The 21,252-nt window shown below is 64.7% G+C and carries 29 protein-coding genes and 2 tRNA genes; 25 read left to right on the forward strand and 6 right to left on the reverse strand.

Features of this window, described 5'->3' with window-relative positions; genetic code table 11:
- Window positions 1-57: 57 nt before the first annotated feature.
- Window positions 58-1,272, reverse strand: a complete 1,215-nt coding sequence (locus tag ACFR9U_RS17365; protein ID WP_247378406.1) for an acyl-CoA dehydrogenase family protein — start codon at window positions 1,270-1,272, stop codon at window positions 58-60.
- A 153-nt stretch (window positions 1,273-1,425) separates the two neighbouring features.
- Here ACFR9U_RS17365 and ACFR9U_RS17370 point away from each other — a divergent pair, with 153 nt between their 5' ends.
- A complete protein-coding gene (locus ACFR9U_RS17370; RefSeq protein WP_247378407.1) occupies window positions 1,426-2,502 on the forward strand; it encodes a phosphotransferase family protein in 1,077 nt (358 codons plus the stop codon).
- A gap of 15 nt (window positions 2,503-2,517) precedes the next feature.
- Here ACFR9U_RS17370 and ACFR9U_RS17375 read toward each other — a convergent pair whose 3' ends face one another.
- Together ACFR9U_RS17375 and ACFR9U_RS17380 are read right to left on the reverse strand one after the other, a co-directional pair.
- Window positions 2,518-3,105, reverse strand: a complete 588-nt coding sequence (locus ACFR9U_RS17375; RefSeq protein WP_247378408.1) for a flavin reductase family protein — start codon at window positions 3,103-3,105, stop codon at window positions 2,518-2,520.
- Complete coding sequence (locus tag ACFR9U_RS17380; protein ID WP_247378409.1) at window positions 3,102-3,638, reverse strand: VOC family protein; 537 nt, start codon at window positions 3,636-3,638, stop codon at window positions 3,102-3,104. The genes ACFR9U_RS17375 and ACFR9U_RS17380 overlap by 4 nt, the downstream gene beginning before the upstream one ends.
- Before the next feature lie 132 nt (window positions 3,639-3,770).
- Here ACFR9U_RS17380 and ACFR9U_RS17385 point away from each other — a divergent pair, with 132 nt between their 5' ends.
- From ACFR9U_RS17385 to ACFR9U_RS17395, 3 genes are all read left to right on the forward strand, one after another.
- Window positions 3,771-4,127 carry a winged helix-turn-helix transcriptional regulator gene (locus ACFR9U_RS17385; protein WP_247378410.1) on the forward strand — a complete coding sequence of 119 codons (357 nt, stop codon included), beginning with the start codon at window positions 3,771-3,773 and terminating at the stop codon, window positions 4,125-4,127.
- Between the two features lie 41 nt (window positions 4,128-4,168).
- Window positions 4,169-4,537 carry a P-II family nitrogen regulator gene (locus tag ACFR9U_RS17390; protein WP_247378411.1) on the forward strand — a complete coding sequence of 123 codons (369 nt, stop codon included), beginning with the start codon at window positions 4,169-4,171 and terminating at the stop codon, window positions 4,535-4,537.
- A gap of 66 nt (window positions 4,538-4,603) precedes the next feature.
- On the forward strand, window positions 4,604-4,783 hold the full coding sequence (locus ACFR9U_RS17395; RefSeq protein WP_247378412.1) for a YMGG-like glycine zipper-containing protein: 180 nt from the start codon (window positions 4,604-4,606) through the stop codon (window positions 4,781-4,783).
- A 3-nt stretch (window positions 4,784-4,786) separates the two neighbouring features.
- Here the strand turns inward: ACFR9U_RS17395 and ACFR9U_RS17400 are convergent, their stop codons facing one another.
- Together ACFR9U_RS17400 and ACFR9U_RS17405 are read right to left on the reverse strand one after the other, a co-directional pair.
- Complete coding sequence (locus ACFR9U_RS17400) at window positions 4,787-5,818, reverse strand: tyrosine--tRNA ligase (protein WP_247378413.1); 1,032 nt, start codon at window positions 5,816-5,818, stop codon at window positions 4,787-4,789.
- Window positions 5,819-5,878: 60 nt separating this feature from the next.
- A complete protein-coding gene (locus tag ACFR9U_RS17405) occupies window positions 5,879-6,640 on the reverse strand; it encodes a ZIP family metal transporter (RefSeq protein WP_247378414.1) in 762 nt (253 codons plus the stop codon).
- A 125-nt stretch (window positions 6,641-6,765) separates the two neighbouring features.
- On the opposite strand from ACFR9U_RS17405, the gene ACFR9U_RS17410 reads away from it, so the two are divergent.
- A complete protein-coding gene (locus ACFR9U_RS17410) occupies window positions 6,766-7,227 on the forward strand; it encodes an MCP four helix bundle domain-containing protein (protein ID WP_247378415.1) in 462 nt (153 codons plus the stop codon).
- A 199-nt stretch (window positions 7,228-7,426) separates the two neighbouring features.
- Here the strand turns inward: ACFR9U_RS17410 and ACFR9U_RS17415 are convergent, their stop codons facing one another.
- Entirely contained in the window at window positions 7,427-8,515 is a 1,089-nt protein-coding gene (locus ACFR9U_RS17415; protein WP_247378416.1) for an Mrp/NBP35 family ATP-binding protein, read from the reverse strand.
- A 206-nt stretch (window positions 8,516-8,721) separates the two neighbouring features.
- Between ACFR9U_RS17415 and moaA the strand changes: the two genes are divergently transcribed.
- The 20 genes from moaA to ACFR9U_RS17515 all read left to right on the forward strand — a co-directional run bounded on the left by moaA (window position 8,722) and on the right by ACFR9U_RS17515 (window position 21,124).
- Window positions 8,722-9,696, forward strand: coding sequence for a GTP 3',8-cyclase MoaA (gene moaA, locus ACFR9U_RS17420; protein WP_247378417.1), 975 nt, complete (start codon window positions 8,722-8,724; stop codon window positions 9,694-9,696).
- Between the two features lie 66 nt (window positions 9,697-9,762).
- Window positions 9,763-10,152: a hypothetical protein gene (locus ACFR9U_RS17425; RefSeq protein ID WP_247378418.1), complete on the forward strand. Its 390-nt coding sequence runs from the start codon at window positions 9,763-9,765 to the stop codon at window positions 10,150-10,152.
- Between the two features lie 221 nt (window positions 10,153-10,373).
- Window positions 10,374-10,458: transfer RNA gene (locus ACFR9U_RS17430), tRNA-Ser, on the forward strand.
- Between the two features lie 22 nt (window positions 10,459-10,480).
- Window positions 10,481-11,014 carry a 30S ribosomal protein S13 gene (locus ACFR9U_RS17435; protein WP_247378419.1) on the forward strand — a complete coding sequence of 178 codons (534 nt, stop codon included), beginning with the start codon at window positions 10,481-10,483 and terminating at the stop codon, window positions 11,012-11,014.
- A complete protein-coding gene (locus tag ACFR9U_RS17440; RefSeq protein WP_247378420.1) occupies window positions 11,014-11,538 on the forward strand; it encodes a 30S ribosomal protein S4 in 525 nt (174 codons plus the stop codon). Before ACFR9U_RS17435 ends, ACFR9U_RS17440 begins: the two co-directional genes overlap by 1 nt.
- A gap of 3 nt (window positions 11,539-11,541) precedes the next feature.
- Complete coding sequence (locus ACFR9U_RS17445) at window positions 11,542-11,934, forward strand: 30S ribosomal protein S11 (RefSeq protein WP_247378421.1); 393 nt, start codon at window positions 11,542-11,544, stop codon at window positions 11,932-11,934.
- Window position 11,935: 1 nt separating this feature from the next.
- Window positions 11,936-12,697 carry a DNA-directed RNA polymerase subunit D gene (locus ACFR9U_RS17450; RefSeq protein WP_247378422.1) on the forward strand — a complete coding sequence of 254 codons (762 nt, stop codon included), beginning with the start codon at window positions 11,936-11,938 and terminating at the stop codon, window positions 12,695-12,697.
- Between the two features lie 125 nt (window positions 12,698-12,822).
- A tRNA-Leu gene (locus ACFR9U_RS17455) sits at window positions 12,823-12,907 on the forward strand.
- Between the two features lie 21 nt (window positions 12,908-12,928).
- Complete coding sequence (locus tag ACFR9U_RS17460; protein WP_247378423.1) at window positions 12,929-13,279, forward strand: 50S ribosomal protein L18e; 351 nt, start codon at window positions 12,929-12,931, stop codon at window positions 13,277-13,279.
- Window positions 13,276-13,713 carry a 50S ribosomal protein L13 gene (locus tag ACFR9U_RS17465; RefSeq protein WP_247378424.1) on the forward strand — a complete coding sequence of 146 codons (438 nt, stop codon included), beginning with the start codon at window positions 13,276-13,278 and terminating at the stop codon, window positions 13,711-13,713. Before ACFR9U_RS17460 ends, ACFR9U_RS17465 begins: the two co-directional genes overlap by 4 nt.
- A complete protein-coding gene (locus tag ACFR9U_RS17470) occupies window positions 13,707-14,105 on the forward strand; it encodes a 30S ribosomal protein S9 (protein WP_247378425.1) in 399 nt (132 codons plus the stop codon). Before ACFR9U_RS17465 ends, ACFR9U_RS17470 begins: the two co-directional genes overlap by 7 nt.
- A 10-nt stretch (window positions 14,106-14,115) precedes the next feature.
- Window positions 14,116-14,310, forward strand: coding sequence for a DNA-directed RNA polymerase subunit N (locus ACFR9U_RS17475; protein WP_247378426.1), 195 nt, complete (start codon window positions 14,116-14,118; stop codon window positions 14,308-14,310).
- 8 nt (window positions 14,311-14,318) lie between these two features.
- Window positions 14,319-14,495 carry a DNA-directed RNA polymerase subunit K gene (locus ACFR9U_RS17480; RefSeq protein ID WP_247378427.1) on the forward strand — a complete coding sequence of 59 codons (177 nt, stop codon included), beginning with the start codon at window positions 14,319-14,321 and terminating at the stop codon, window positions 14,493-14,495.
- Window positions 14,492-15,694 (forward strand): phosphopyruvate hydratase, encoded by a 1,203-nt coding sequence (gene eno / locus ACFR9U_RS17485; RefSeq protein ID WP_247378428.1) that lies wholly within the window; start codon window positions 14,492-14,494, stop codon window positions 15,692-15,694. The genes ACFR9U_RS17480 and eno overlap by 4 nt, the downstream gene beginning before the upstream one ends.
- Window positions 15,691-16,485, forward strand: coding sequence for a 30S ribosomal protein S2 (gene rpsB, locus ACFR9U_RS17490; protein WP_247378429.1), 795 nt, complete (start codon window positions 15,691-15,693; stop codon window positions 16,483-16,485). The genes eno and rpsB overlap by 4 nt, the downstream gene beginning before the upstream one ends.
- Before the next feature lie 66 nt (window positions 16,486-16,551).
- A complete protein-coding gene (locus ACFR9U_RS17495) occupies window positions 16,552-16,929 on the forward strand; it encodes a DUF5518 domain-containing protein (protein WP_247378430.1) in 378 nt (125 codons plus the stop codon).
- Between the two features lie 54 nt (window positions 16,930-16,983).
- On the forward strand, window positions 16,984-17,976 hold the full coding sequence (gene mvk / locus ACFR9U_RS17500) for a mevalonate kinase (protein WP_247378431.1): 993 nt from the start codon (window positions 16,984-16,986) through the stop codon (window positions 17,974-17,976).
- Window positions 17,977-18,729 carry an isopentenyl phosphate kinase gene (locus tag ACFR9U_RS17505; protein ID WP_247378432.1) on the forward strand — a complete coding sequence of 251 codons (753 nt, stop codon included), beginning with the start codon at window positions 17,977-17,979 and terminating at the stop codon, window positions 18,727-18,729.
- Between the two features lie 119 nt (window positions 18,730-18,848).
- The gene (locus ACFR9U_RS17510) at window positions 18,849-20,180 is read left to right on the forward strand and encodes a hypothetical protein (RefSeq protein WP_247378433.1); all 1,332 of its coding nucleotides are present in this window, start codon (window positions 18,849-18,851) and stop codon (window positions 20,178-20,180) included.
- 134 nt (window positions 20,181-20,314) lie between these two features.
- Entirely contained in the window at window positions 20,315-21,124 is an 810-nt protein-coding gene (locus ACFR9U_RS17515; protein ID WP_247378434.1) for an SDR family oxidoreductase, read from the forward strand.
- Window positions 21,125-21,252: the final 128 nt, after the last annotated feature.

The raw sequence follows: 21,252 nt of genomic DNA on the forward strand, positions 1-21,252 counted from the left end.
GCGTAGATTTTTTGCGTGAGAGGTGCGCGGAGCGCACCCGAACGCAAAAAAGGTACTTTAGAACCGCGGGAGGTTCGCCAGTTCCGCTTCGGGGACGTCCTCGAAGGCTGCGCGGGCGATCGACCGTTTGTGAACTTCGTCGGCGCCGTCGACGATCCGGAACGCGCGGTTCGCCTTATAGAAGTCGGCCAGCGGGAGGTGCTGGGAGATGCCGGCACCGCCGCAGGCCTGGAGCGCGAAGTCGATGGTCTCCTGGACGACGTTGGCGGTGAAGTACTTCGACATGGCCACTTCGATGCGGGCCTCCTCGCCGCGGGCGATCTTCTCGGCAGCGTGGCGAACCATCGTTCGCGCGGCGTGCAACTGGGTCTCCTGTTCGGCCAGGCGGAACCGCTGGGCCTGTTTGTCTTCGAGCGACTCGCCGAACGCGTCGCGCTCGTGCATGTAGGCTTTCGCCACGTCCAGCGCCCGGTCGGCCATCCCCGAGAAGCGCATGCAGTGGGTGAGTCGGGCGGGGCCGAGGCGCTGCTGGGCGATCATGAAACCGGCGTTCTCGGCGCCGAGCAGGTTCTCCTCGGGGACGCGCACGTCGTTGTACTCGATCTCGGCGTGGCTCTCGGGCACGAGGTCCTGGCCGAGGTGGGGCGTCGCGTTGGCGATCTCGACGCCGTCGGCGTCGGCCGGCACCAGGATGATCGACGTTCCCTCGTAGGGATGGGCGTCCATGTCGGTGCGGGCCATCACGAGGAGCAGGTCGACTTCGACGCCCTGCGTGGTCCACCACTTGTGCCCGTTGATGACCCACTCGTCGCCGTCCTTCTCTGCGGTCGTCTGCATCATCTTGGGGTCGGAGCCGGCACCCTGCATCGGCTCGGTCATCGAGAACCCGGAGCGAATCTCACCGGCCACGAGGGGCTTCAGCCACTTCTCTTTCTGTTCCTCGGTGCCAACGAGTTCGAGGGTGTGCATGTTCCCCTCGTCGGGCGCGTCGACGCGCATCGCCATCTGTCCGAGCACGCTCCGGCCGGCCTCCTCGAACAGCGGCAACACGTCGCGGAAGTCGTAGCCGCCACCGCCGTACTCCTCTTCGATCTGGGGGCAGAACACGCCATACTCCCGCGCTTCGTCGAAGAGGTCCTCGATGACGTCCATCGGGACGGTTCCCTCGCCGAGGTATTCCCGCTCGACGGGGAGTACTACTTCGTCCATGAACTCCCTGGCGCTCTCTCGCAGTCCCTGTGCAGTGTCCGAATCTTCGTACTCGACGACCATACCTCTCCTTGAGAACGAAACATTGTAAAACAACCCCCTGCTCGACACGAGCAGCGTTCACTGATACCCCCACTTATTCATAGGTGAAGGCCATACTGGTCTAACAATGTTAGCTACGAGGGTCGATCACGCTGCGAGACGGAGGCGAGAGGCATGACCGAAGGCAGCGACGAGTACTTCGATCGGATCGTCGACGAGGACGCGTTGGCTTCCTATCTCGAAGCCCAACTCGGTGCAGCAGACGAGTTCGAGGTCGAACACCACCAGGAGGGACACTCCAACGAGACGCTGTTCGTCACCTGGGGGAGCGATGAACTGGTCATCAGACGACCGCCGCCAGGAGAAACGGCGGAGAAGGCCCACGACGTGCTCCGGGAGTACACCGTCATCGACGCGCTCCAGGACACGGACGTTCGCGTCCCCGTGACCGTCGCCGCGTGTGACGACCACGACGTCATCGGGTCCGACTTCTACGTCATGGAGCGGGCCGAGGGGAGCGTCCTGCGCGGGGCGGAACCGGATCGCTTCGGGAGTCCCGACGCCCGCCGACAGGTCGGCGAGCAACTAATCGACCGGCTGGCGGAGATTCACCAGGTCGACTACGAGGCGATCGGACTCGACGAGTTCGGGTACCCCGAAGGGTTCACCCAGCGCCAGGTCAAGCGCTGGAGCGAACAGCTCACGTGGGCGTTCTCGGTCACCGCCGAGGAGCGCGAAGTGCCGGTGCTGTACGACGTGATGGAGTGGCTCCAGGAGAACGCGCCCGAGGATCATCCGCACACGCTGGTGCACGGCGACTACAAACTCGACAACGTGATGTACGGTCCCGGTACCCCGCCGGAGATCGTCAGCATCTTCGACTGGGAGATGGCGACCCTCGGCGACCCGCTGACCGACCTGGGGTGGCTGCTCTCGTACTGGTGGGACGAGAAAGACCCCGACCCGCCGGCCTCGACGTCGTCACTGTCGGCGACGTTCATGACCCAGGACGGGTACCTGACGCGACAGGAACTGGTCGAGCGCTACGAGGAACGGACCGGCATCGAGTTCGAGCACGAACGGTTCTATCGGACGCTCGCGGTGTACAAGCTCGCCGGCCTCGGAGAGATGTTCTTCCGGCGGCACCTGGAAGGGAACAGCGACGATCCGCTCTACCCGAAGATGCGCGAGGGCGTTCCCGCACTGGCCGACCGGGCGCAACGGATCATCGACGGCGAGGAACCGCTGTAAGAGACACGCTCGTTTTCACTCCGGCCGTTCCAGCCGGAAGCGGTCGTTCGCGTCGGCGTACCAGTTTCCGGCGAGCCGTCCGACTGCGTCGACCTTCTCGACGTCGACTTTCCCCGCAGTCGTGACTGCGTCGTCGGCGTGGACCATCACGACCTCGCCGAGGACGAGCGTCGAGATGCCGATGTCGACGGCGTCGTACAGTTCACACTCGAACGCGAGGTCGGCGGCGGCGACGCGGGGCGGCGCGACCTTCTCGGACGGCGCGCGCTCGACGTCGGCGTGGTCGAACTCGCTCTCTTCAGGTGGGAGCGTCGCGCTGGTGGCGTTCATATCCTCCACGAGATCCGCGGTCACGACGTTGTGGACGAACTCGCCGGTGTCGAGGACGTTCCGCGCCGAGTCCTTCAGGGTGCCTGTGCCGCTCGCGGGCGCGAACATCAGGATCGGCGGATCAGCAGTGACTACGTTGAAGAAACTGTAGGGCGCGAGGTTGTCGACGCCGTCCTCGCTGGTCGTCGAGATCCAGCCGATCGGCCGGGGAACGACCGCACCGGTCATCGTGCGATACAGGGACCGGTCGTGCGTCTCGGGGTCGATCTTCATTCGTCACCCGTGTCGTCGTCTCCATCTACGTCCGAGACTCCCGTCGTTCCGACGGCGGTCGTCTGTGCGTCCGGTGCGTCGATGAACTCGCTTCCAGGATCGTCCTCGTTCACAGTGAATCCGGGACCCTGCGTGGCGATTTCCATGACCAGTCCGTCCGGGTCGGTGAAGTAAATACTCTCGAAGTAGGTCCGGTCCTGGATGCGAGAGACGCGGACGCCGTTTTCCACGAGGTGTTCGCGCCACGCCGCCAGCGCCTCCCTGTCGGGAACGCCCATGGCGAAATGATGGCTTGCGCCCCCGCCCGGGCGGCCCTGATGGCCGGGATACTCGAAGTACGTCACGACGGTTCCCGGTTCACCGGCGGGCGTCGGTGAGAAGTAGTAGTGGAGCGTCCCGGGATCGTCGTAGTTCTCCGTCCGCTTGACGGTGTGCCAGCCCAGCACCACCTCGTAGAACTCCCGAGTGCGGTCCACGTCGGTGCAGATGTTCGTCACGTGATGCAAGCCAGTGAGCGGTGGTGTGTCGGACATTGGGAATGGATGCGGTAGCGTGTCAGAACCCGGGCTCACCGGAACGTCGGCAGCCCGGTTTCACTGTGTTACCTGGTTCGAACCCGAACCTATATACCGTTTCCCGGACGTTCATGTAACCAGGTTACACCGATGTCCGCCGAGACCAGAAACGAGGGCGCCTGTCCGATCGTCGAGTCGCTCGAACAGATCGGCTCGCAGTGGCGCCTCGTCATCCTCCACGACCTCCACGGGACCGAGAAGCGGTTCAACGAACTCAAGCGGTCGACGGACGCGAGTTCCCGCACGCTCTCGCGCGTGCTCGACGACCTCCAGGAGATGGGCTTCGTCACCCGTCGCATGGAGGAAGACGCGCCTGTTGCGACGTACTACCGGCTGACAGAGAAGGGCGAATCACTCTGTCCCGTGTTCCAGGAGATCGAACAGTGGGCCGAAGACTGGCTCGGAGAAGACGTCGAGGCCGACGCCGAACCGGCGACCGCAGACTGAGCCACCCGCACGCTTTTTCCGATCGGTCTCCCCGCTCTTGTATGGATGAACACCACACCGGTGAGAGCGAAATTCGACTGGTCAAAGCGATGATCCGCCCGGAGAAACTCGAGGACGTCAAGGAGGCGCTGCGGGAGGCGGGCGCTCCATCACTGACGGTCTCGAACGTCCGCGGGCGCGGCAGCCAGCCCGCGAAAACCGGTCAGTGGCGGGGAGAGGAGTACACGGTCGACCTCCACGAGAAAATTCAGGTCGAGTGCGTCGTCGCGGACGTCCCCGCTGCGGACGTCGCCGACGCCATCCGCGAGGCCGCCTACACGGGAGACCCCGGTGATGGACGGATTTTCATCATCGACGTGGCCGACGCCATCCAGATACGGACTGGCAACCGCGGCCCCGACGCCGTGTGAGCCGTCCGACAGTTCAATCGAGGCGCAATGAGAGTTTATGACACGGGCTTCCCTAGTGAGAGTGCTATGCGCTGTCGGAAACACAAACACGCCAGGAAGGGTGCGGCAACCGGGGCGACGGTCGGTGCGATCGCGGGCAGTCCGCTCGGACCGGTCGGTGCCGGCGTCGGTGCAGGGTTCGGCGGAGCGTTCGGATTCCTCGCCGGCGACGCCCGCGACAAGTTCGAGAAGAAACGCGAGTGCTGACGATTACGCGTACTTCTCGGGGTACGCTTCTTCGAGCAGTTCCGGCTGGTCGTCGAGGCGCTCTCGGATCGGGTCGATGACGTCGGAGATGTACTCGCCGGCCGCGTTCTTGAGGTCCTGCGGGTGGAGGCCGTCGAGGAACGCCTCCTCCAACTCCTCGTAGCTGTCGAAGCTCACGTTCCCGCCGTACTCCTCGGGGCGCTCGATGACGAACGACTCGCCCTGTTCGTCGAGCACCGGGAACACGAGGTAGCGCATGTATTCGAGGACGCCGTTGTCTTCGACCTCGCCCTGCGGGCAGTACGCGCCGTTGATCTTCTCTGTGACCTCGTCGGGCGAGTCGTTGAGGTTCACCTTCGAGGACGCCTCGGAGGCGCTCATCTTCCCGCCGGAGAGACCCGAGAGGAGCGGCGCGAACAGGCAGACTGGGGCCTCGCCGCCGTGGTCGGGCAACAGTTCGCGACCGAGCATGTAGATGCCGCGCTGGTCGATCCCGCCGTAGGCGATGTCGGCGTCGAGCGCCTTCACGTCGAGACTCTGCATCAGCGAGTAGATCAATCCCCCGAGATTCGGGCTGTCGCTCTCGCGAACGACCTCGCTGCCCGCGCGCTGGGCGCGAGCGACGGTCGTTTCTGCGGCCATTCGGTACATGTCGAGCGTGTACTCCTCGGAGAGCTGGAAGTCCCGGCCACGGACGAACTCGACGGCCTCCGGATCGGCACCGGCGGCGTCGAGCATGCCCCGAATGGCTTCCTGGTAGTATTCGGTGCGGGCGTCGAGCAGGTCCCACGGGCTCTTCTCGCTGTCAAGGTGGGCGTGCAGGTCCGCGATCAGGACCGTCACGTCGATGCCCGCCTCGATGAAGTCGGCGAGTTTGCGGATGGTCGTGAAGTGACCGATGTGCATCTCCCCCGTCGGCGCGTAGCCGATGTAGGCCGATGGCGACTCCTCGGCGAGCAGTTCCTCCAGTTCCTCCTCTGTGACGACCTCTTCCGTGTAGCGGCTGACGAGGTCGACCCGTTCGGCCGTGTCCATACCCCCGTTTCCCGTGGCACGCGATTAAAAGCTTATCAGTCGGTCCGGCAGTGTCCCCGGTTATTTCAGCAAGTGCGTCATGAGGAATCCGAGCGCCGTCGCGACCGCCGTCAGCGACGACACGTCCTCGTACGCGTCGGGGAACACCTCGTCGGCCAGACTCGCCAGGATCGCACCGCCGGCAAAGGCGCGCAGTCCCGCGAGGACGGCCGCGCCAGTCCCGGCAAACAGGACGTTCCCTGCCCACACGGACCCGCCGACGACGACCGCGACGACGAACCACCCGCCGACCGTCTTCCACGTTCCGTACCCGTCTTCGAGCATGGCTTCGGTCCCGCCGAGGGCCTGCGGGAAGTTGCTCGCGAAAAAGGCCGCGACGAGCGCGAGACCCGCGCCCGACGAGCCGAGGAGGACGATCCCGAGCGCAGCGTTCTCGGGGACCCCGTCGAGGGTGACGCTCGCGAGCAGCGACCACCTGGACTCGCCTTCACCGGACGTGAACTCCTTGAACGCGAAGTCCGCGCCGGCGAAGATGATCGCACCGGCCATGAGGGAGCCTGCGACCAACCACTGTCCCCCGACCTGGAACGCACGCTCGATCAGTTCGTACGCCGCCGCGGTCACCAGGGCACCACCTGCGAAGGCCAGCAACGCGCCCATGAGTCGGTCCGACGGCGACCAGACCACGCCCAGTAGCGAGCCGATGAGGAGCGCGACGCCCGAGGCGATACCGTACAGAATCGGTTCGGGGAGACCGATCAACGGCCCGAGTACCCGGGCCGAAGGTCCCAATTGGACAGCAAGGGAAGCAACGCCGTCCATAGTGAGTGACGACCGTACTAGTCGAGCGAGCCCGAAGTAGCTTCGCTCCCCTCGGATCGATGAGAAAACGCGACACCGAACCCGGAGTGGACAGAGCCTTATCGGTCGGCTCCGAACTCGCGCACATGTACACGGGGAAGTGGCAACAGCCCTGTTGCCTGTGCGGCGATCCCGACACCGACTCGCGTCTCGATCTCCCGCCGCGGGCCGTCCAGTTACTCGACAACAGCGGCCCCATCGCCTGGCAGGACATCGTCGGCGAGGTGTCGATCTACTTCTGCGAGAGCGATTGGGAGACGGTCGTCGACCTGGTTCTCGACGCGGGGATGAGTCCGCTCTCGCGGTGCAACGCTGCCCGCGCCGACTTCGACCTGCGCGAGGACTTCGAGGCCCTGCTCAACGACGTTCGCGACGAGCCAGACCAGGACCCGCTCGAACGGGAGATGCTCCGAGAGAGCGAACGCGTCATCGCGGAGTACGAGTCCGACGACCACAGCGAAGTCCGAGCGCTCGTCGAAGCGCGCGTCGTCAAATGGGCAATGGAGGACCTCGGCACAGACGAAGCCGGCGTCCCGGCCGACGACTGATCGTTCATCGAATCCCACAATTCAGAATCGCTTGTGCCAGGAACGACAGCTACCGAGTCGAGCTGTCGGCCGACGTCGAACCGGCCGACTGGAACGTGACGTTCACGCGTGTCGTCAGTGTCGGGATGTCGCTGGTCGGCGGGGTCATGCTGGTCGCCGCGGCGGTGTGATCGGCCGACAGCCCCGCGAACGCGAACTGTTAGTGATCGTGACTGTGATCGTGGTCGTGCTCGTGTTCGTCCTGTGATCGCTGGACGGAGATGCCGCGTCGGTGGACGATCCCCTGCATGTCGGCGGTCTCCGCGGCGAACTCCCGGAGCGCCTCGCCGGTCTCGGAGTCCTCGTCCAGAACCACCGGTTTGCCGTCGTCGCCGCCTTCCCGGACTGCCGGATCGATCGGGATCGATCCGAGGAACGGCATGTCGGACTCGTCGGCGAACGCCTGGCCGCCGCCCTCCCCGAAGATGTGGTGTTCGGAGCCGCAGTCGGGACACTGGAAGGTGCTCATGTTCTCGACGATACCCAGGACGGGCGTCTCGTGTTTGCCGAACATCTCCAGGCCCTTGCGGGCGTCGTCGACGGCCACCTCCTGAGGCGTCGTGACGATGACGGAGCCGGAGACGGGGACGGTCTGTAGCATCGAGAGCTGGGTGTCGCCGGTCCCCGGCGGCAGGTCGATCACCATGTAATCGAGCGAGCCCCACTCGACGTCCTCCCAGAGCTGCGTGAGCACTTTGTGGACCATCGGACCGCGCCAGATCACGGGGTCGTCCTCACCGACGAGGAAGTCCATGCTCATCAGCTTCATCCCGAACTTCTCGACGGGGATCAGTCTCTCGTCCTGGGTCGCCTGCGGACGCTCGTCGGCGTCGACCATCCGCGGGACGTTCGGTCCGTACACGTCGGCGTCGAACAGCCCGACGCGTGCCCCCATCTCTGAGAGGCCCGCCGCGAGGTTCACGGCGATCGTCGACTTGCCGACGCCGCCCTTCCCGGACGCGACGGCGATGATGTTCTCGACCCCGGGGAGCACCTGCTCGTCAGCGTCGACGCCGGTGTCGACGTCCGCGGCGAGGTCGAGCTCGTAGTCGACGTCCGAGAGCACGTCGCGGACCTCGTTGGCCATCGCCGTCTCGGTCGGCGAGTACGGTGCGCCGAGGACGAGCGAGATGTGAATCGTGTCGTCGTCGATAGTCACGTCGTTGACCAGCCCGAGCGAGACGATGTCGTCGCCCAGGTCCGGATCCTCGACCGACTCCAGCCGGTCGTATACGTCGGCTTCGTCCATAGCGGTGATAGACCCGCGACCGTCGAAAAGGGTTGTGAACTCACCTCAGACCAGCGTGGCTGCGGTCTCTCCCCGCCATCACCGAACAGTCCCGTCGTTTAGGTCCCTGGAACCGATGAATTGACGTCTTTTGGGTAACCAGACATGGTTACACATCGTCGACTTGCGACACCGGATTTAAGCACGCGCGGTGTTGATACTCAGCTATGCTAGTCGACCAGTTCGGGCGCGAGGTGACGGGAGTACGCATCTCGCTCACCGACCGCTGTAACTTCGACTGCGTCTACTGTCACAACGAGGGACTGGGCGACACGCGCGGACCGATGGACCCGCAGGACAACGAGATGGACACCGACGACGTGGTCCGGTTTCTGGAAGTCGCCGCGGAGTTCGACGTCGACGCGGCGAAGTTCACCGGCGGCGAGCCGATGCTCCGCGACGACCTCGCGGAGATCATCGACCGAACTCCCGACGATATCGAGACCTCGCTGACCACGAACGGCACCTATCTCCCCGACCGCGCCGAGGAACTGGTCGACGCTGGCCTGGATCGGGTAAACGTCTCCCAGGACGCTCTCGACCCCGACGCGTTCAAACGAGTGACACAGAGCGGCGAGTACGACGCCGTCATCGAGGGCGTCAAGGCCGCCGTGGACGCCGGGCTCGACCCCGTGAAACTGAACATGGTCGTGTTCGAGGCAACTGCCGGCTACGTCCCCGAGATGGTCGACTACGTCGCGATGAACGACGGGCTACAGCTGCAACTCATCGAGTACATGCCGGAACTGGCCGGCCGGCCCGAGTGGGCGATCGACATCGAGCGCGTCCACGGCTGGCTCGAAGAGCAGGCCGACGAGATCGAACACCGGGAGATGCACGACCGCAAGCGCTACTGGATCGGTGGCGACTCCACAGAGGGAGGGATGGTCGAAGTCGTCGACCCCGTCGAGAACGCCGAGTTTTGTGCAAACTGTCACCGCGTGCGCGTCACGCACGAAGGATACCTGAAGGGCTGTCTCAACCGCAACGACGACCTCCGTTCGATGGGCGAGATGACGAAACCGGAGATCCGCGACGCGTTCCGCGACGTCGTCGAAAACAGAGTGCCATACTACGGGGAGTACATGGTACAGGACGACGAGGGCGACTGGGTCATCAACGAGGAGTACATCGGCGCCTGAGCCGACGACCCTCCGGTTCGGAAACCAGTCGCAGTTTTATCAGTCCGCCCCGTGTATGGTATGGTCATGCCCACCACCGAGACGGTGGCGCGACTCCTCGGTCGAGCGACGACCCAGCGGAACGTCAGCATCTCGACGGCGATCGTCGTCGCCGTCCCGCTCGCGTACGCGTTCAACCTCATCTTCGGCTATCAGGGGAGCTTGCTCCTGTTGTTGACGCTCGGCCTCGGAGTTCCGACGGCCTACGACGACTACTGGCCGGCGTACGACGAGACCCGAAAGGCCGTCGTGTGGGTGATCGTCGCCTGCGGTATCGCCGCCGTGGAGTTCACTGGGTTCTACGTCATCGCGACGGCGCCGCTCCGGCTGTCGTCGTTCGTCGGCAGCATCGGCGCGTTTCTCCTCACCTGGACCACGAACCTCTCGTGGTTGGTCGTCCGCCAGCGGTCACGATAACCTCACGTGCGTACTCGTTGATCTCCAAATGGACTCGAATGACGTGAGACAATCACAGACCAACAGACGGCGGCGGGGGTACCAGCGGGTTGCACTCGCCGTGTTCCGTTGCGTTTAAATAAGGGGGCGATTGTACCGGTAAGTACAGATCGTGCAGGGGCACCGGGTCCCGAGTCCGAAAGAGGGTTGACCTCGCGGGCGATGAGTATACAGCAGAGCGGGTCGTGGTAGCCAAGTCTGGCCCAAGGCGCAGGGTTGCTAACTCTGTGGCGTCAAGCCTCCGGGGTTCGAATCCCCGCCACGACGCTCACCACACAAACGGTTACACATGAGTGCAGAAGAACCACCAGAGGGCGAGGAAGCGGAAGAAGAGGAGGACATCCGCTACTTCGTTCGCATTGGACAGACAGACCTCGACGGCACGAAGTCCGTCGAGCGAGCACTGACAGACATGAACGGTATCGGGCACCGAGCTGCCCGCATCATCAGCGAGAAGGCCGGCATCGACCGGCGCTCCGTCTTCGGGAAGCTCGAAGAGGACGAGATCGACAGCATCGTCGAACTCGTCGAGGGCTTCGCCGACGAGGTTCCGGACTGGATGACCAACCACCAGTCGGACTACTTCAGCGGTGAGACCACCCACGAGATCGGCAACGATCTCGGTCTCACCCGTCGCCAGGACATCAACCGCATGAAAATGATCGACTCCTACCGTGGCGTTCGCCACAAGCGCGGCCAGAAGGTTCGCGGACAGCGCACCAAATCCACTGGTCGTACCGAGGGGACGATCGGCGTCAACGTCGAGGCGATCAAGGAAGAGCAGGCCGAGGAAGCCGCTGGCGAGGAGGACGGTGAAGAATAATGGCGCTCGGATCCAACACGAAGCTCTACGAGACGCCGAACCACCCCTTCCAGGGCCAGCGCATCGCTGGCGAGCACGACCTCGTCGGCCGCTACGGCCTGAAGAACAAAGAGGAACTCTGGCGCGCGCAGTCCGAGCTCCGGTCCTACCGGCGCGAGGCGCGTGACCTGCTCGGTGCGGCCTCCGGCGACGCCGAGGCAGCAGCCACCGAGTCCGAGGAGTTCCTGGCCCGCCTGCAGAAACTGGGCATCCTCGGCGAAGAGGACGGCCTGGACGACATCCTGTCGCTGGACGTGACGGACGTCCTGGAGCGTCGACTCCAGACGATCGTCTACCGCAAAGGCTACGCCAACACGGCGAAGCAGGCGCGACAGTTCATCAGCCACGGTCACATCCGGATGAACGGCCGACGCGTGACCGAGCCGTCCGCGAAGGTGACCATCGCTGAGGAGGACACCGTCGAGTTCGACAGCGCGAGCCCGCTGACGGACGAACTCCACCCCGAGCGCGCGGAGGAGCAGTAAACCATGGCAGAGGAAGCACCTGACGACATCTGGGGCATCGCCCACGTGCACGCATCGTTCAACAACACGATCATCACCATCACGGACCAGACCGGCGCGGAGACGCTCGCGAAGTCCTCCGGTGGGACGGTCGTCAAACAGAACCGCGACGAAGCGTCGCCGTACGCGGCGATGCAGATGGCCGAGACCGTCGCAGAGGAAGTCAAGGCCCAGGGCGTCGAAGGCGTCCACGTTCGCGTTCGCGGTCCGGGCGGCAACCAGCAGACCAACCCCGGCCCGGGCGCACAGGCGACGATCCGAGCGCTCGCTCGCGCCGGCCTCGAAATCGGTCGTATCGAGGACGTGACACCGATCCCGCACGACGGGACCCGCGGCCCAAAGAACAGCGGATTCTAAGATGGCAACAGAGTACGACGTAGAGTTCATCGAACGAGGCGACCGCGAAGCGCGGTTCCTCGTGCGCGACATCACGCCAGCGTTCGCCAACGGCATCCGGCGAGCGATGGTCGCCGACGTGCCCACCTTGTCGATCGACGAGGTGCGCGTAATCGAGAACTCGTCGGTGATGTTCGACGAGCAGATCGCGCTTCGCCTCGGGCTCGTGCCGCTCACGACGCCCGAGGACTACGAGATCGGTGAGACGACGACGCTGGCACTGGACGTCGAAGGACCAGGGACGGCCTACTCGGGCGATCTGGTCTGCCAGGACGAACAGGTCGAGCCAGCCGACAAGAACGTCCCGATCATCGATCTGAAGGACCCAGAGGGGTCCGAAACACCGCAGCGACTGGAAGTCGAGGCGGACGCGGTGTACGACCGCGGTCGTGAACACGCCAAACACCAGGGCGGTGTGGCGGTCGGCTACCGTCACCTCCAGCGCGTCAACGTCGTCGGCGACGCCGACGAGTTCGGCGACGACGAACCCCACATTCTGCGTGGGATCATCGAGGAGGACGGCGAACTCATCCCGACCGAGGAGTTCGACAACGACCTGACGAACCGGTACCCCGGGAAAGAGGTCGAGGTCGAGGACGTGCACAACGCCTTCGTGTTCCACGTCGAGACGGACGGGTCGCTGACGGTCGAGGAGCTCACCACGCAGGCAGTCGAGACGCTCCACGATCGCGCGGCAGATCTGAAGGACGCAGTACAGCTATAGAACAATGAACGTCACTGCCCCCTACCATCCCGGACATGACGCCCCCGCGCCCCTGGAGAGCGGCCGGGCCGATGCGGGATCAACCGAAAGCGGTTTTAAGGGGCAGTTGGAACTGACTAATGCGCGCAGGGATAGCCAAGTCAGGCCAACGGCGCAGCGTTCAGGGCGCTGTCCCGTAGGGGTCCGCAGGTTCAAATCCTGCTCCCTGCACTTTCTTACAGGAGGTAGGTCATGAGCAAGACGAATCCGAGACTCCGTAGTCTCATCGCTGACCTGAAGTCTACCGCCCGCGACGCGGGCGGAGACGTCTGGGGCGACGTGGCAGAGCGACTGGAGAAGCCACGCAGTACGCACGCGGAAGTCAACCTGGGCCGCATCGAGCGGTACGCACAGGAAGACGAGACCGTCGTCGTGCCCGGGAAGGTCCTCGGCAGCGGCGTCCTGCAGAAGGACGTCACCGTTGCAGCCGTGGACTTCTCCGGAACTGCCCAGACGAAGATCGACCAGGTCGGTGAAACCATGAAACTCGAACAGGCACTCGAACAGAACCCAGACGGAACGAACGTACGGGTGGTCCGATGAGCGTCGCAGAATTCGACGCAGACGTCGTCATCGACGCGCGCGACTGTATCCTCGGTCGCGTCGCCAGCGAGGTCGCCGAGCGCGCCCTCGACGGTGACAGCGTCAAAGTGATCAACGCCGAGCAGGCTGTCGTCACCGGACGCAAAGAGGACGTCATCGGGACGTTCCAGAAGCGCCGCGACCTCGGGTCGGACCGCGGTCCGTACTACCCGAAACAGCCCGACCGCATCTTCAAGCGCTCGATCCGGGGCATGCTGCCCTACAAGAAGCCGCGCGGTCGCGAAGCGTTCGAGAACATCCGCGTCTACATCGGTAACCCCCACGACGACGACGGCGAGATCATTGAGGGGACGTCGCTGGATCGACTCTCGAACATCAAGTTCGTCCAGATGGGCGAAATCAGCGAAAAACTCGGAGCGAACGTCACATGGTAACGAACACGTCAGGAAAGAAGAAGACGGCTATCGCCCGCGCGACGATTCAGGACGGCGAGGGCCGGGTCCGCATCAACTCCCGGCCGGTCGAACTCGCCGAGCCGGAGCTGTCGCGCCTGAAGATGCTGGAACCGTTCCGCATCGCCGACGAGGACCTGCGCGACGACGTCGACGTCGACGTCCAGGTCGAGGGCGGCGGGACGAGCGGCCAGGCAGACGCAGTCCGGACCGCCATCGCGCGCGGCCTGGTGCAGCACACGAACGATGCGGAACTGCGCGACGCGTACATGGAGTTCGACCGGTCGCTGCTGGTCAACGACGTCCGCCAGTCCGAACCCAAGAAATGGGGCGGCCCTGGTGCCCGCGCGCGCTACCAGAAGTCCTACCGCTAGGTGATCAGATATGATGGTACCGGTTCGGTGTTTCACCTGTGGTAAAGTCGTCGGCGAGCATTGGGAAGAGTTCAAAGCCCGGACGCGCGAGGGCGACGAGGATCCCGAAGCGGTCCTCGACGAACTGGGCATCGAGCGGCACTGTTGCCGCCGGATGCTCGTCTCGCACAAGGACCTCGTCGACATCGTGGCACCCTACCAGTGACGCTACGCATGGCAAGACAGGACAACCGATACGAGAAGGCACGCATCATCGGGGCACGAGCCCTGCAGGTGGCATACGGCGCGCCGGTGCTCATCGAGACCGAGCAGACCCAGCCGATCCTCATCGCCGCCGAGGAGTACGACGCTGGCGTCCTCCCGTTCACAGTCAAGCGGGGTAAGCAATGACGCTCATCTCCGACGTGCGACTGCGACGCGTCCTCGACTCCCGGGGTAACCCGACCGTCGAGGCCGAGGTCGTCACCGAAAACGGTGGGTTCGGGCGCGGTGCCGCACCGAGCGGTGCCTCCACTGGCGAGTACGAGGCCATCGAACTGCCGGCCAGCGAGGCGATCGCGAAAGCACGCGAGAAGGCAGTCCCGCGGCTCGTCGGCGAAGCGTACGCCGGCGATCAGCGCGGCATCGACGACGTGCTCCACGGCGCGGACGGCACGGACGACTTCTCCGAGATCGGCGCCAACAGCGCCGTCGCCATCAGCATGGCAGCGGCCAAGGCCGGAGCTGACGTCCAGGGGATTCCCCTGTACCAGCACCTCGGCGGTGCGTTCCGGGGTCGGAACTTCCCGGTTCCGCTGGGGAACGTCATCGGCGGCGGCGAACACGCAGCCGACGCGACGCACATCCAGGAGTTCCTCGCTGCACCGGTCGGTGCACCGAGCGTCTCCGAAGCCGTCTTCGCGAACGCGGCCGTTCACGGTGCAGTCCACGACATCCTCGCCGAGCGGGACGTCCCCGCGGGCAAAGGCGACGAAGGCGCGTGGGCGCCCTCGATCGACGACAGCGAGGCCTTCGAGATCATGGCCGAGGCTGTCGAAGCAGTGGAGGACGAGGTCGGCTTCGAGATCCGCTTCGGGCTGGATATGGCCGGGGCGGAACTGTACGACGCCGACGCCGAGGTCTACCGCTACGGCCAGAAGGAACGCGACACGGCCGAGCAGATCGAGTACGTCGCGGACCTGGTCTCCGAGTACGACCTCGTGTACGTCGAGGATCCGCTGGACGAGAACGACTACGAGGCGTTCGCCGAGCTCACCGACGAGGTCGGCGACCAGACGCTGATCTGCGGTGACGACCTGTTCGTCACCAACACGGATCGGCTCGCAGAGGGGATCGAGGTGGGTGCGGCCAACTCCATCCTCATCAAGCCGAACCAGATCGGCACGCTGACGGACGCGTTCGACGCCATCGAGCTGGCGGTCGAGAACGGGTACGAGCCCGTCGTCTCCCACCGCAGCGGAGAGACCGAGGACACGACGATTGCACACCTCGCCGTGGCGACCGACGCACCCTTCATCAAGACGGGGGCGGTCGGCGGCGAGCGAACAGCGAAGCTGAACGAACTCATCAGAATCGAGGACAACGCATGAGCGGCAACGAAAACGAGGAGGGACTCGACGCCGACGAGTCTGACGTCGACCCGGAACCGGCTGACGAGGCTGGTGCCGTGGCCGAGCAGGCCGAGGCAGACGAGTCCGAAGCGGAATCGCCCGACGCTGCCGAGGAGGCAGCCGAAGAGACAACAGAAGAGCCGGAGGAAGAGGAGCCACGGCTGGACGAGGACGTCATGCCCGACGACGAGGCAGACCTCCTGATCCCGGTCGAGGACTACCTCGCAGCCGGTGTCCACATCGGGACCCAGCAGAAGACCCAGGACATGGAGCGGTTCATCCACCGCGTCCGGACCGACGGGCTGTACGTGCTGGACGTCTCGATGACCGACCAGCGCATCCGCACGGCAGCGGACTTCCTGGCCAACTACGACCCCGAGCAGGTGCTCGTCGCGAGCTCCCGCCAGTACGGTCGGTTCCCGGCCGAGAAGTTCGCCGACGCAGTCGGCGCACGCGCCCGCACCGGTCGGTTCATCCCGGGCACGCTGACGAACCCGGACTACGACGGCTACATCGAGCCGGACGTCGTGGTCGTGACCGACCCGATCGGTGACTCCCAGGCAGTCAAGGAGGCCATCACGGTCGGCATCCCGGTCATCGCGATGTGCGACTCCAACAACGGTACCGGTAACGTGGACCTCGTCGTCCCGACGAACAACAAGGGTCGCAAGGCGCTGTCGGTCGTCTACTGGCTGCTGGCCAACGAGACGCTCGACCGCCGCGGTGCAGAGCCGGCGTACGCTCTCGAAGACTTCGAGAGCGAAATCTAGACGCGCAACTTTTCGTTTCGGTTACGTACCAGGTATCTATTTCTCCCTTCTCGACAAGCGACAGCTATGGGCGAAGGCGACACTGGCATGAACGCACTGGTCGGTGCAGCAGTAACTGTCCTGGCGACGTTCACGGGGTTCGCGCCGCTCCTGGGTGGGGCAGTCGCAGGCTATCTGAACCGGCGTGACGGCGTCAAAGCCGGCGCACTGTCTGGCGTGATCGCGTCGATACCGATACTGGTGGTCGCAACGTTCATTTTCGGAGGCATACTCGCATTCATGCCGTTTTCGGGGGGCATGATGGGTCCCGGACCGGGATTCGCCGGCGCGATGGGTATCGTAGCCGTCACGTTCGGACTGGGCTCTTTCTTGCTCTACACCGTCGGCCTCGGTGCGCTGGGCGGGTACCTCGGCGAGTACCTCTATCGAGAAGACGTGATCTGACGGACCGCCGACGCAGTCGGAAATCTCCTTAAGAGCGGGGTGGGAAAGGGGCGTATGGTCGTATCGAGCGCTCCCGGGAAGGTGTATCTCTTCGGGGAGCACGCGGTTGTGTACGGAGAACCGGCGGTGCCCTGTGCGATCGAGCGACGGGCGACCGTCGAGGTCGAGGAACGCGACGACGACGCGCTCAGGGTGCACGCGGCTGACCTCACGCTGGACGGCTACACCGTCGAGTACGACTCCAATTCGGACGCCCACCCGGACGTCGACGTGGCACCGTCGCTGATCGAGGCCGGCGTAGGGTACCTCAACGGTGCCGCCGAGCAGGCCCGCGACGCGGCGGACCGGCCGAACGCCGGGTTCGAGATCACCGTCGAGAGTTCGATTCCACTGGGGGCCGGACTGGGATCGTCGGCGGCCGTCGTCGTCGCCGGGATCGACGCCGCGACGCGCGAACTGGGCGTCGACCTCACGGCGCGTGAGGTCGCCCAACGGGCCTACGAGGTCGAGTACGAGGTCCAGGACGGGCAGGCGTCGCGGGCAGACACGTTCTGTTCTGCGGTCGGCGGGGCCGTTCGCGTGGAGGGCGACGACTGTCGAGCCATCACCGAGGTGCCGAACCTCCCGTTCGTCATCGGATACGACGGCGGCGAGGGCGACACCGGCGAACTCGTCGCCGGCGTGCGGTCGCTCCGCGAGGAATACGAGTTCGCCGCTACCACCGTCGAGACGATCGGCGACATCGTCCGCGAAGGGGAACAGGCGATTCGAGAGGGCGACATCGAGGAACTGGGTCGGTTGATGGATTTCAATCACGGCCTCCTCGAGGCGCTGGGCGTCTCCTCGCGGTCGCTAGACGAGATGGTGTGGGCGGCCAGGGAATCGAACGCGTACGGCGCGAAACTAACGGGTGCCGGCGGCGGCGGGTGCATCGTCGCGCTCGACGACACCGAGGAGGCCGAGACCGCGCTGAAGTACACGCCGGGCTGTGAACAGACCTTCCGGGCGGAACTCGACACCGAGGGCGTCCGGGTCGAGGAGGCGTAGATGACGGTCGTGCTGAAACTCGGCGGGAGCGTCATCACGGAGAAGTCCGAACCCGAAACGGTAGCCGAGGACGTCATCGACCGGGCGGCCGCGGCGATCGCCGAGACGGACGACGAGCTCGTCGTCGTCCACGGCGGGGGCAGTTTCGGGCACCACCACGCCGATCGCCACGGCGTCTCGACGACCGACGGCACGCGTGACGCCGGGGCAGTGACAGACGTCCACGACGCGATGAAGCGCCTGAACGCCGCCGTCGTCGACCGGTTCCAGGACCACGGCGTCGCCGCCGTTCCGGTCCACCCGCTGTCGGTGGCGAGCCGCGACGAAGAGGGGACGTTGACGCTCCCGTCCGGGGGCATCGCCACGATGCTCGACGAGGGGTTCGTTCCGGTCCTCCACGGAGACGTGGTCGTTCACGCATCGACGGGCGCGACGATCCTGAGCGGCGACGAACTCGTCGCCGATCTCGCCGAGAGCCTCGACGCAGACCGCGTCGGCCTCTGTTCTGCCGTCCCGGGCGTACTGGACGAGTCCGACGAGGTTATCGCACGGATCGATCGCTTCGACGACGTCGCAGCGGTGCTCGGCGGGAGTGACGCGACGGACGTGACCGGCGGTATGGCCGGCAAGGTCCGGACCCTGCTCGCTCTCTCTGCGCCGGCCGTCATCTTCGGCGTCGACGACCTCCCGTCGTTTCTCGCCGGCTCGTCTCCGGGGACTGTCGTGGCCGGCGAATCCACCGACGATCACTGACGGACCAGTAGTATCACAATTCTAGCAGAAGGGAACAGAGGAGCGATTCTGATCGGGAGGAGATAACAGGAGGGCAAACTGCCGTAACCTATTTGTCTCCTGTTACCAAACGTTCCGACATGACAACCGTCAGAATTGTAGACGGGATGAAATACGGGTTCAAGCTCCTGAGCTTTTTCATCGCCGTCTCGCTGATCTGTGGTGCGTTTATTGCGGGTGGCGTCGTCATCTATCAAGACGCTCGGGCGATGGTGAATCCAGAGCTCAACCAGTATTACGCTCGCCTGGCCGCCGGCGGGTTACTGACACTCGTGGGAAGTCTGGGGCTGACCGGATCGCTAATCGGGTTCGGCCACAAGTTCATCGCCGACAGCGTCACTGCGGGCTACGAGGCCGCTGACGCGACGACAGTGGACACGACGCAGGCGGACGCCAGTGACGAGGACGAGACAGAAGAGGAACCAGCGGAAGCGAACTCACCGGACGACGAGTCGACGCAGGAACCGTCGAGCGGCAGGGCACGAGAGGAGACACCCCAGGAACACGACGAGAGTTCCGAGCAGGGCGAGGGCATCTTCGGGATCGACACGTCCGAAGCGCGGGCGGACCCGACCGGGCCGCGAGCGCGGGCAGAGGAACCGTCGACATCTCAGGCGGGCGACGGTAGCGAGTCCGGCGCGGTGCAACAACACGCACAGAACACGAGCGGTAATCACCCCCCGACGTCGCCAGAAGAGCGGACGTGGCAGCGTGACGAGGGTGACGAACCGGCGGGAGAACCGACAGCGGCGGCCGATCAACCCGACCAAAGCGAGACGGAAACAGACCCCGGGTACCCGGACAGTTACGCGACCGGCCCGCCACCGGAAGACCGAAACGCCAACCGGGAGGAGACGGACGAACAGCCGACCCCTGGCGCGAACGAACAGGCCGATGCGGAGGCCCAGGACGACAGTCTCGACGAGTCTGTCGACTCCGGGTCGAACGTCTCGTGGGAAGGCGACGATGGCGGCGTTCAGGAAAACATCGATCAGGTCGTCGGCGATGCGACTGCGCCCGGAACGAGAACCGTGGACGACAGCCCGGACGTGGACGAGTCAGCAGACGCCAGCAACGGTGGGACACTCGAAAGCGAACTCGAGGAGGAACCGGAATCCATCGACGACGCACCCGGCGAATTCGTCGCCAAACCACCCGCTGATTCGGAATCTGAAGACGACGACGCGACGGACCCGGTCGACGAACTCCCGGACGAGCCGCTGACCGACGACGATGCGGAAACCGTCGATCCGGCGGACGAACTCCCCGACGAACCGATCACCGACGACGACGTCGAACCGACAGTCGACCCCGCAGACGAACTCCCGGACGAGCCGATTACCGACGACGAAATCGAGGACACGACGGACGAGCCGGGAGACTGGGAACCGCTAGACGAGAGCGACCTGTAGGCGAACGACGTTTTTGATCCCGTGAGCGTTTGCATTCGAACGGTCACGAAAATATGGCATGCTACCACATACCGAGCAATGCAAAACACATTTATCGTTGGTCGGTAGTGGTGTAAGGCACGCCGTGAGATAACATGACGGGATTCGAGCCAACGCCACCGACCACAGCGATCTACAGCGACGACCTGTTGGCGGGCGAGACGGCGCTGATAACCGGTGGGGGAACGGGAATCGGGAAAGAAATCGCGCTCGCGATGGCCGACCACGGGGCCGACGTGGCCATCGCCAGTCGGAACATGGACCACCTCGAACCCGTGGCCGAGGAGATCGAGGAGAAGGGGCAAAACGCCTGTGCCACAACGGTGGACGTTCGGGATCGAGAGAAAGTCGACGAGATGACGGACACGGTCGTCGACGAACTCGGCGGCGTGTCGATCCTCGTCAACAACGCTGGCGCGAACTTCGTCACGCCGACGGAGAACCTCTCGGCGAACGGGTGGCGGTCGGTGGTGGGAACGATTCTCGACGGAACGGCGTACTGTAGCTTCTCCGTGGGCGAGCACATGATCGACAACGGCGGCGGGTCGATCGTCTCGATGGGTGCCACGAACTCGGCGTTCGGCGCGCCGTACCACGCACATTCGGGCGCAGGGAAAGCCGGCGTGCACAACCTGATGCAATCGCTGGCCAGCGAGTGGGCCAAGTACGGGATCAGAGCGAACACTGTCGCACCGGGAATCATCGAAACGGAGGGAATTACGGGGGCAGTCGGCGGCGAGTTACCCGACGCGCTCATGGAAGACCTGGCAGCCGACCGCTTCGGCACGGCTGCAGACTGCGTGCCGTTGACGCTGTTCCTGGCGAGTCCGGCCGCGAACTACGTGACTGGCGGGTACTTCACCGTCGACGGGGGACACCTGCTGCATCAGTCCCCGATGGAGTGACGATTCGCGGAATAATCGGGATGGTATCCGACAGTTGTCGGTTGTGCACACATTCAGGAGTGGTGAGGGACCGGAGTCAACCCCACAGTTTTTAAAGGCGGCCGTCGAAGTCCGTTATAACCGAGCGC

Source organism: Halorientalis brevis (genome assembly GCF_042678165.1).
Classification (GTDB): domain Archaea; phylum Halobacteriota; class Halobacteria; order Halobacteriales; family Haloarculaceae; genus Halorientalis; species Halorientalis brevis.

What these genes read in the sequence shown, in the direction of transcription:
- ACFR9U_RS17445 (WP_247378421.1), top strand. Translation starts at nt 11,542, where the DNA reads ATGGCAGAGGAAGCACCTGACGACATCTGGGGCATCGCCCACGTGCAC.
- ACFR9U_RS17465 (WP_247378424.1), top strand. Translation starts at nt 13,276, where the DNA reads ATGAGCGTCGCAGAATTCGACGCAGACGTCGTCATCGACGCGCGCGAC.
- ACFR9U_RS17440 (WP_247378420.1), top strand. Translation starts at nt 11,014, where the DNA reads ATGGCGCTCGGATCCAACACGAAGCTCTACGAGACGCCGAACCACCCC.
- ACFR9U_RS17505 (WP_247378432.1), top strand. Translation starts at nt 17,977, where the DNA reads ATGACGGTCGTGCTGAAACTCGGCGGGAGCGTCATCACGGAGAAGTCC.
- eno (WP_247378428.1), top strand. Translation starts at nt 14,492, where the DNA reads ATGACGCTCATCTCCGACGTGCGACTGCGACGCGTCCTCGACTCCCGG.
- ACFR9U_RS17415 (WP_247378416.1), bottom strand. Translation starts at nt 8,515, where the DNA reads ATGGACGAAGCCGACGTATACGACCGGCTGGAGTCGGTCGAGGATCCG.
- ACFR9U_RS17385 (WP_247378410.1), top strand. Translation starts at nt 3,771, where the DNA reads ATGTCCGCCGAGACCAGAAACGAGGGCGCCTGTCCGATCGTCGAGTCG.
- ACFR9U_RS17515 (WP_247378434.1), top strand. Translation starts at nt 20,315, where the DNA reads ATGACGGGATTCGAGCCAACGCCACCGACCACAGCGATCTACAGCGAC.
- ACFR9U_RS17450 (WP_247378422.1), top strand. Translation starts at nt 11,936, where the DNA reads ATGGCAACAGAGTACGACGTAGAGTTCATCGAACGAGGCGACCGCGAA.
- ACFR9U_RS17460 (WP_247378423.1), top strand. Translation starts at nt 12,929, where the DNA reads ATGAGCAAGACGAATCCGAGACTCCGTAGTCTCATCGCTGACCTGAAG.
- ACFR9U_RS17510 (WP_247378433.1), top strand. Translation starts at nt 18,849, where the DNA reads ATGACAACCGTCAGAATTGTAGACGGGATGAAATACGGGTTCAAGCTC.
- ACFR9U_RS17470 (WP_247378425.1), top strand. Translation starts at nt 13,707, where the DNA reads ATGGTAACGAACACGTCAGGAAAGAAGAAGACGGCTATCGCCCGCGCG.
- ACFR9U_RS17495 (WP_247378430.1), top strand. Translation starts at nt 16,552, where the DNA reads ATGGGCGAAGGCGACACTGGCATGAACGCACTGGTCGGTGCAGCAGTA.
- ACFR9U_RS17400 (WP_247378413.1), bottom strand. Translation starts at nt 5,818, where the DNA reads ATGGACACGGCCGAACGGGTCGACCTCGTCAGCCGCTACACGGAAGAG.
- ACFR9U_RS17425 (WP_247378418.1), top strand. Translation starts at nt 9,763, where the DNA reads ATGCCCACCACCGAGACGGTGGCGCGACTCCTCGGTCGAGCGACGACC.
- ACFR9U_RS17410 (WP_247378415.1), top strand. Translation starts at nt 6,766, where the DNA reads ATGTACACGGGGAAGTGGCAACAGCCCTGTTGCCTGTGCGGCGATCCC.
- ACFR9U_RS17435 (WP_247378419.1), top strand. Translation starts at nt 10,481, where the DNA reads ATGAGTGCAGAAGAACCACCAGAGGGCGAGGAAGCGGAAGAAGAGGAG.
- ACFR9U_RS17475 (WP_247378426.1), top strand. Translation starts at nt 14,116, where the DNA reads ATGATGGTACCGGTTCGGTGTTTCACCTGTGGTAAAGTCGTCGGCGAG.
- ACFR9U_RS17480 (WP_247378427.1), top strand. Translation starts at nt 14,319, where the DNA reads ATGGCAAGACAGGACAACCGATACGAGAAGGCACGCATCATCGGGGCA.
- ACFR9U_RS17370 (WP_247378407.1), top strand. Translation starts at nt 1,426, where the DNA reads ATGACCGAAGGCAGCGACGAGTACTTCGATCGGATCGTCGACGAGGAC.
- rpsB (WP_247378429.1), top strand. Translation starts at nt 15,691, where the DNA reads ATGAGCGGCAACGAAAACGAGGAGGGACTCGACGCCGACGAGTCTGAC.
- ACFR9U_RS17405 (WP_247378414.1), bottom strand. Translation starts at nt 6,640, where the DNA reads ATGGACGGCGTTGCTTCCCTTGCTGTCCAATTGGGACCTTCGGCCCGG.
- ACFR9U_RS17365 (WP_247378406.1), bottom strand. Translation starts at nt 1,272, where the DNA reads ATGGTCGTCGAGTACGAAGATTCGGACACTGCACAGGGACTGCGAGAG.
- ACFR9U_RS17380 (WP_247378409.1), bottom strand. Translation starts at nt 3,638, where the DNA reads ATGTCCGACACACCACCGCTCACTGGCTTGCATCACGTGACGAACATC.
- ACFR9U_RS17390 (WP_247378411.1), top strand. Translation starts at nt 4,169, where the DNA reads ATGGATGAACACCACACCGGTGAGAGCGAAATTCGACTGGTCAAAGCG.
- mvk (WP_247378431.1), top strand. Translation starts at nt 16,984, where the DNA reads ATGGTCGTATCGAGCGCTCCCGGGAAGGTGTATCTCTTCGGGGAGCAC.
- ACFR9U_RS17395 (WP_247378412.1), top strand. Translation starts at nt 4,604, where the DNA reads ATGCGCTGTCGGAAACACAAACACGCCAGGAAGGGTGCGGCAACCGGG.
- moaA (WP_247378417.1), top strand. Translation starts at nt 8,722, where the DNA reads ATGCTAGTCGACCAGTTCGGGCGCGAGGTGACGGGAGTACGCATCTCG.
- ACFR9U_RS17375 (WP_247378408.1), bottom strand. Translation starts at nt 3,105, where the DNA reads ATGAAGATCGACCCCGAGACGCACGACCGGTCCCTGTATCGCACGATG.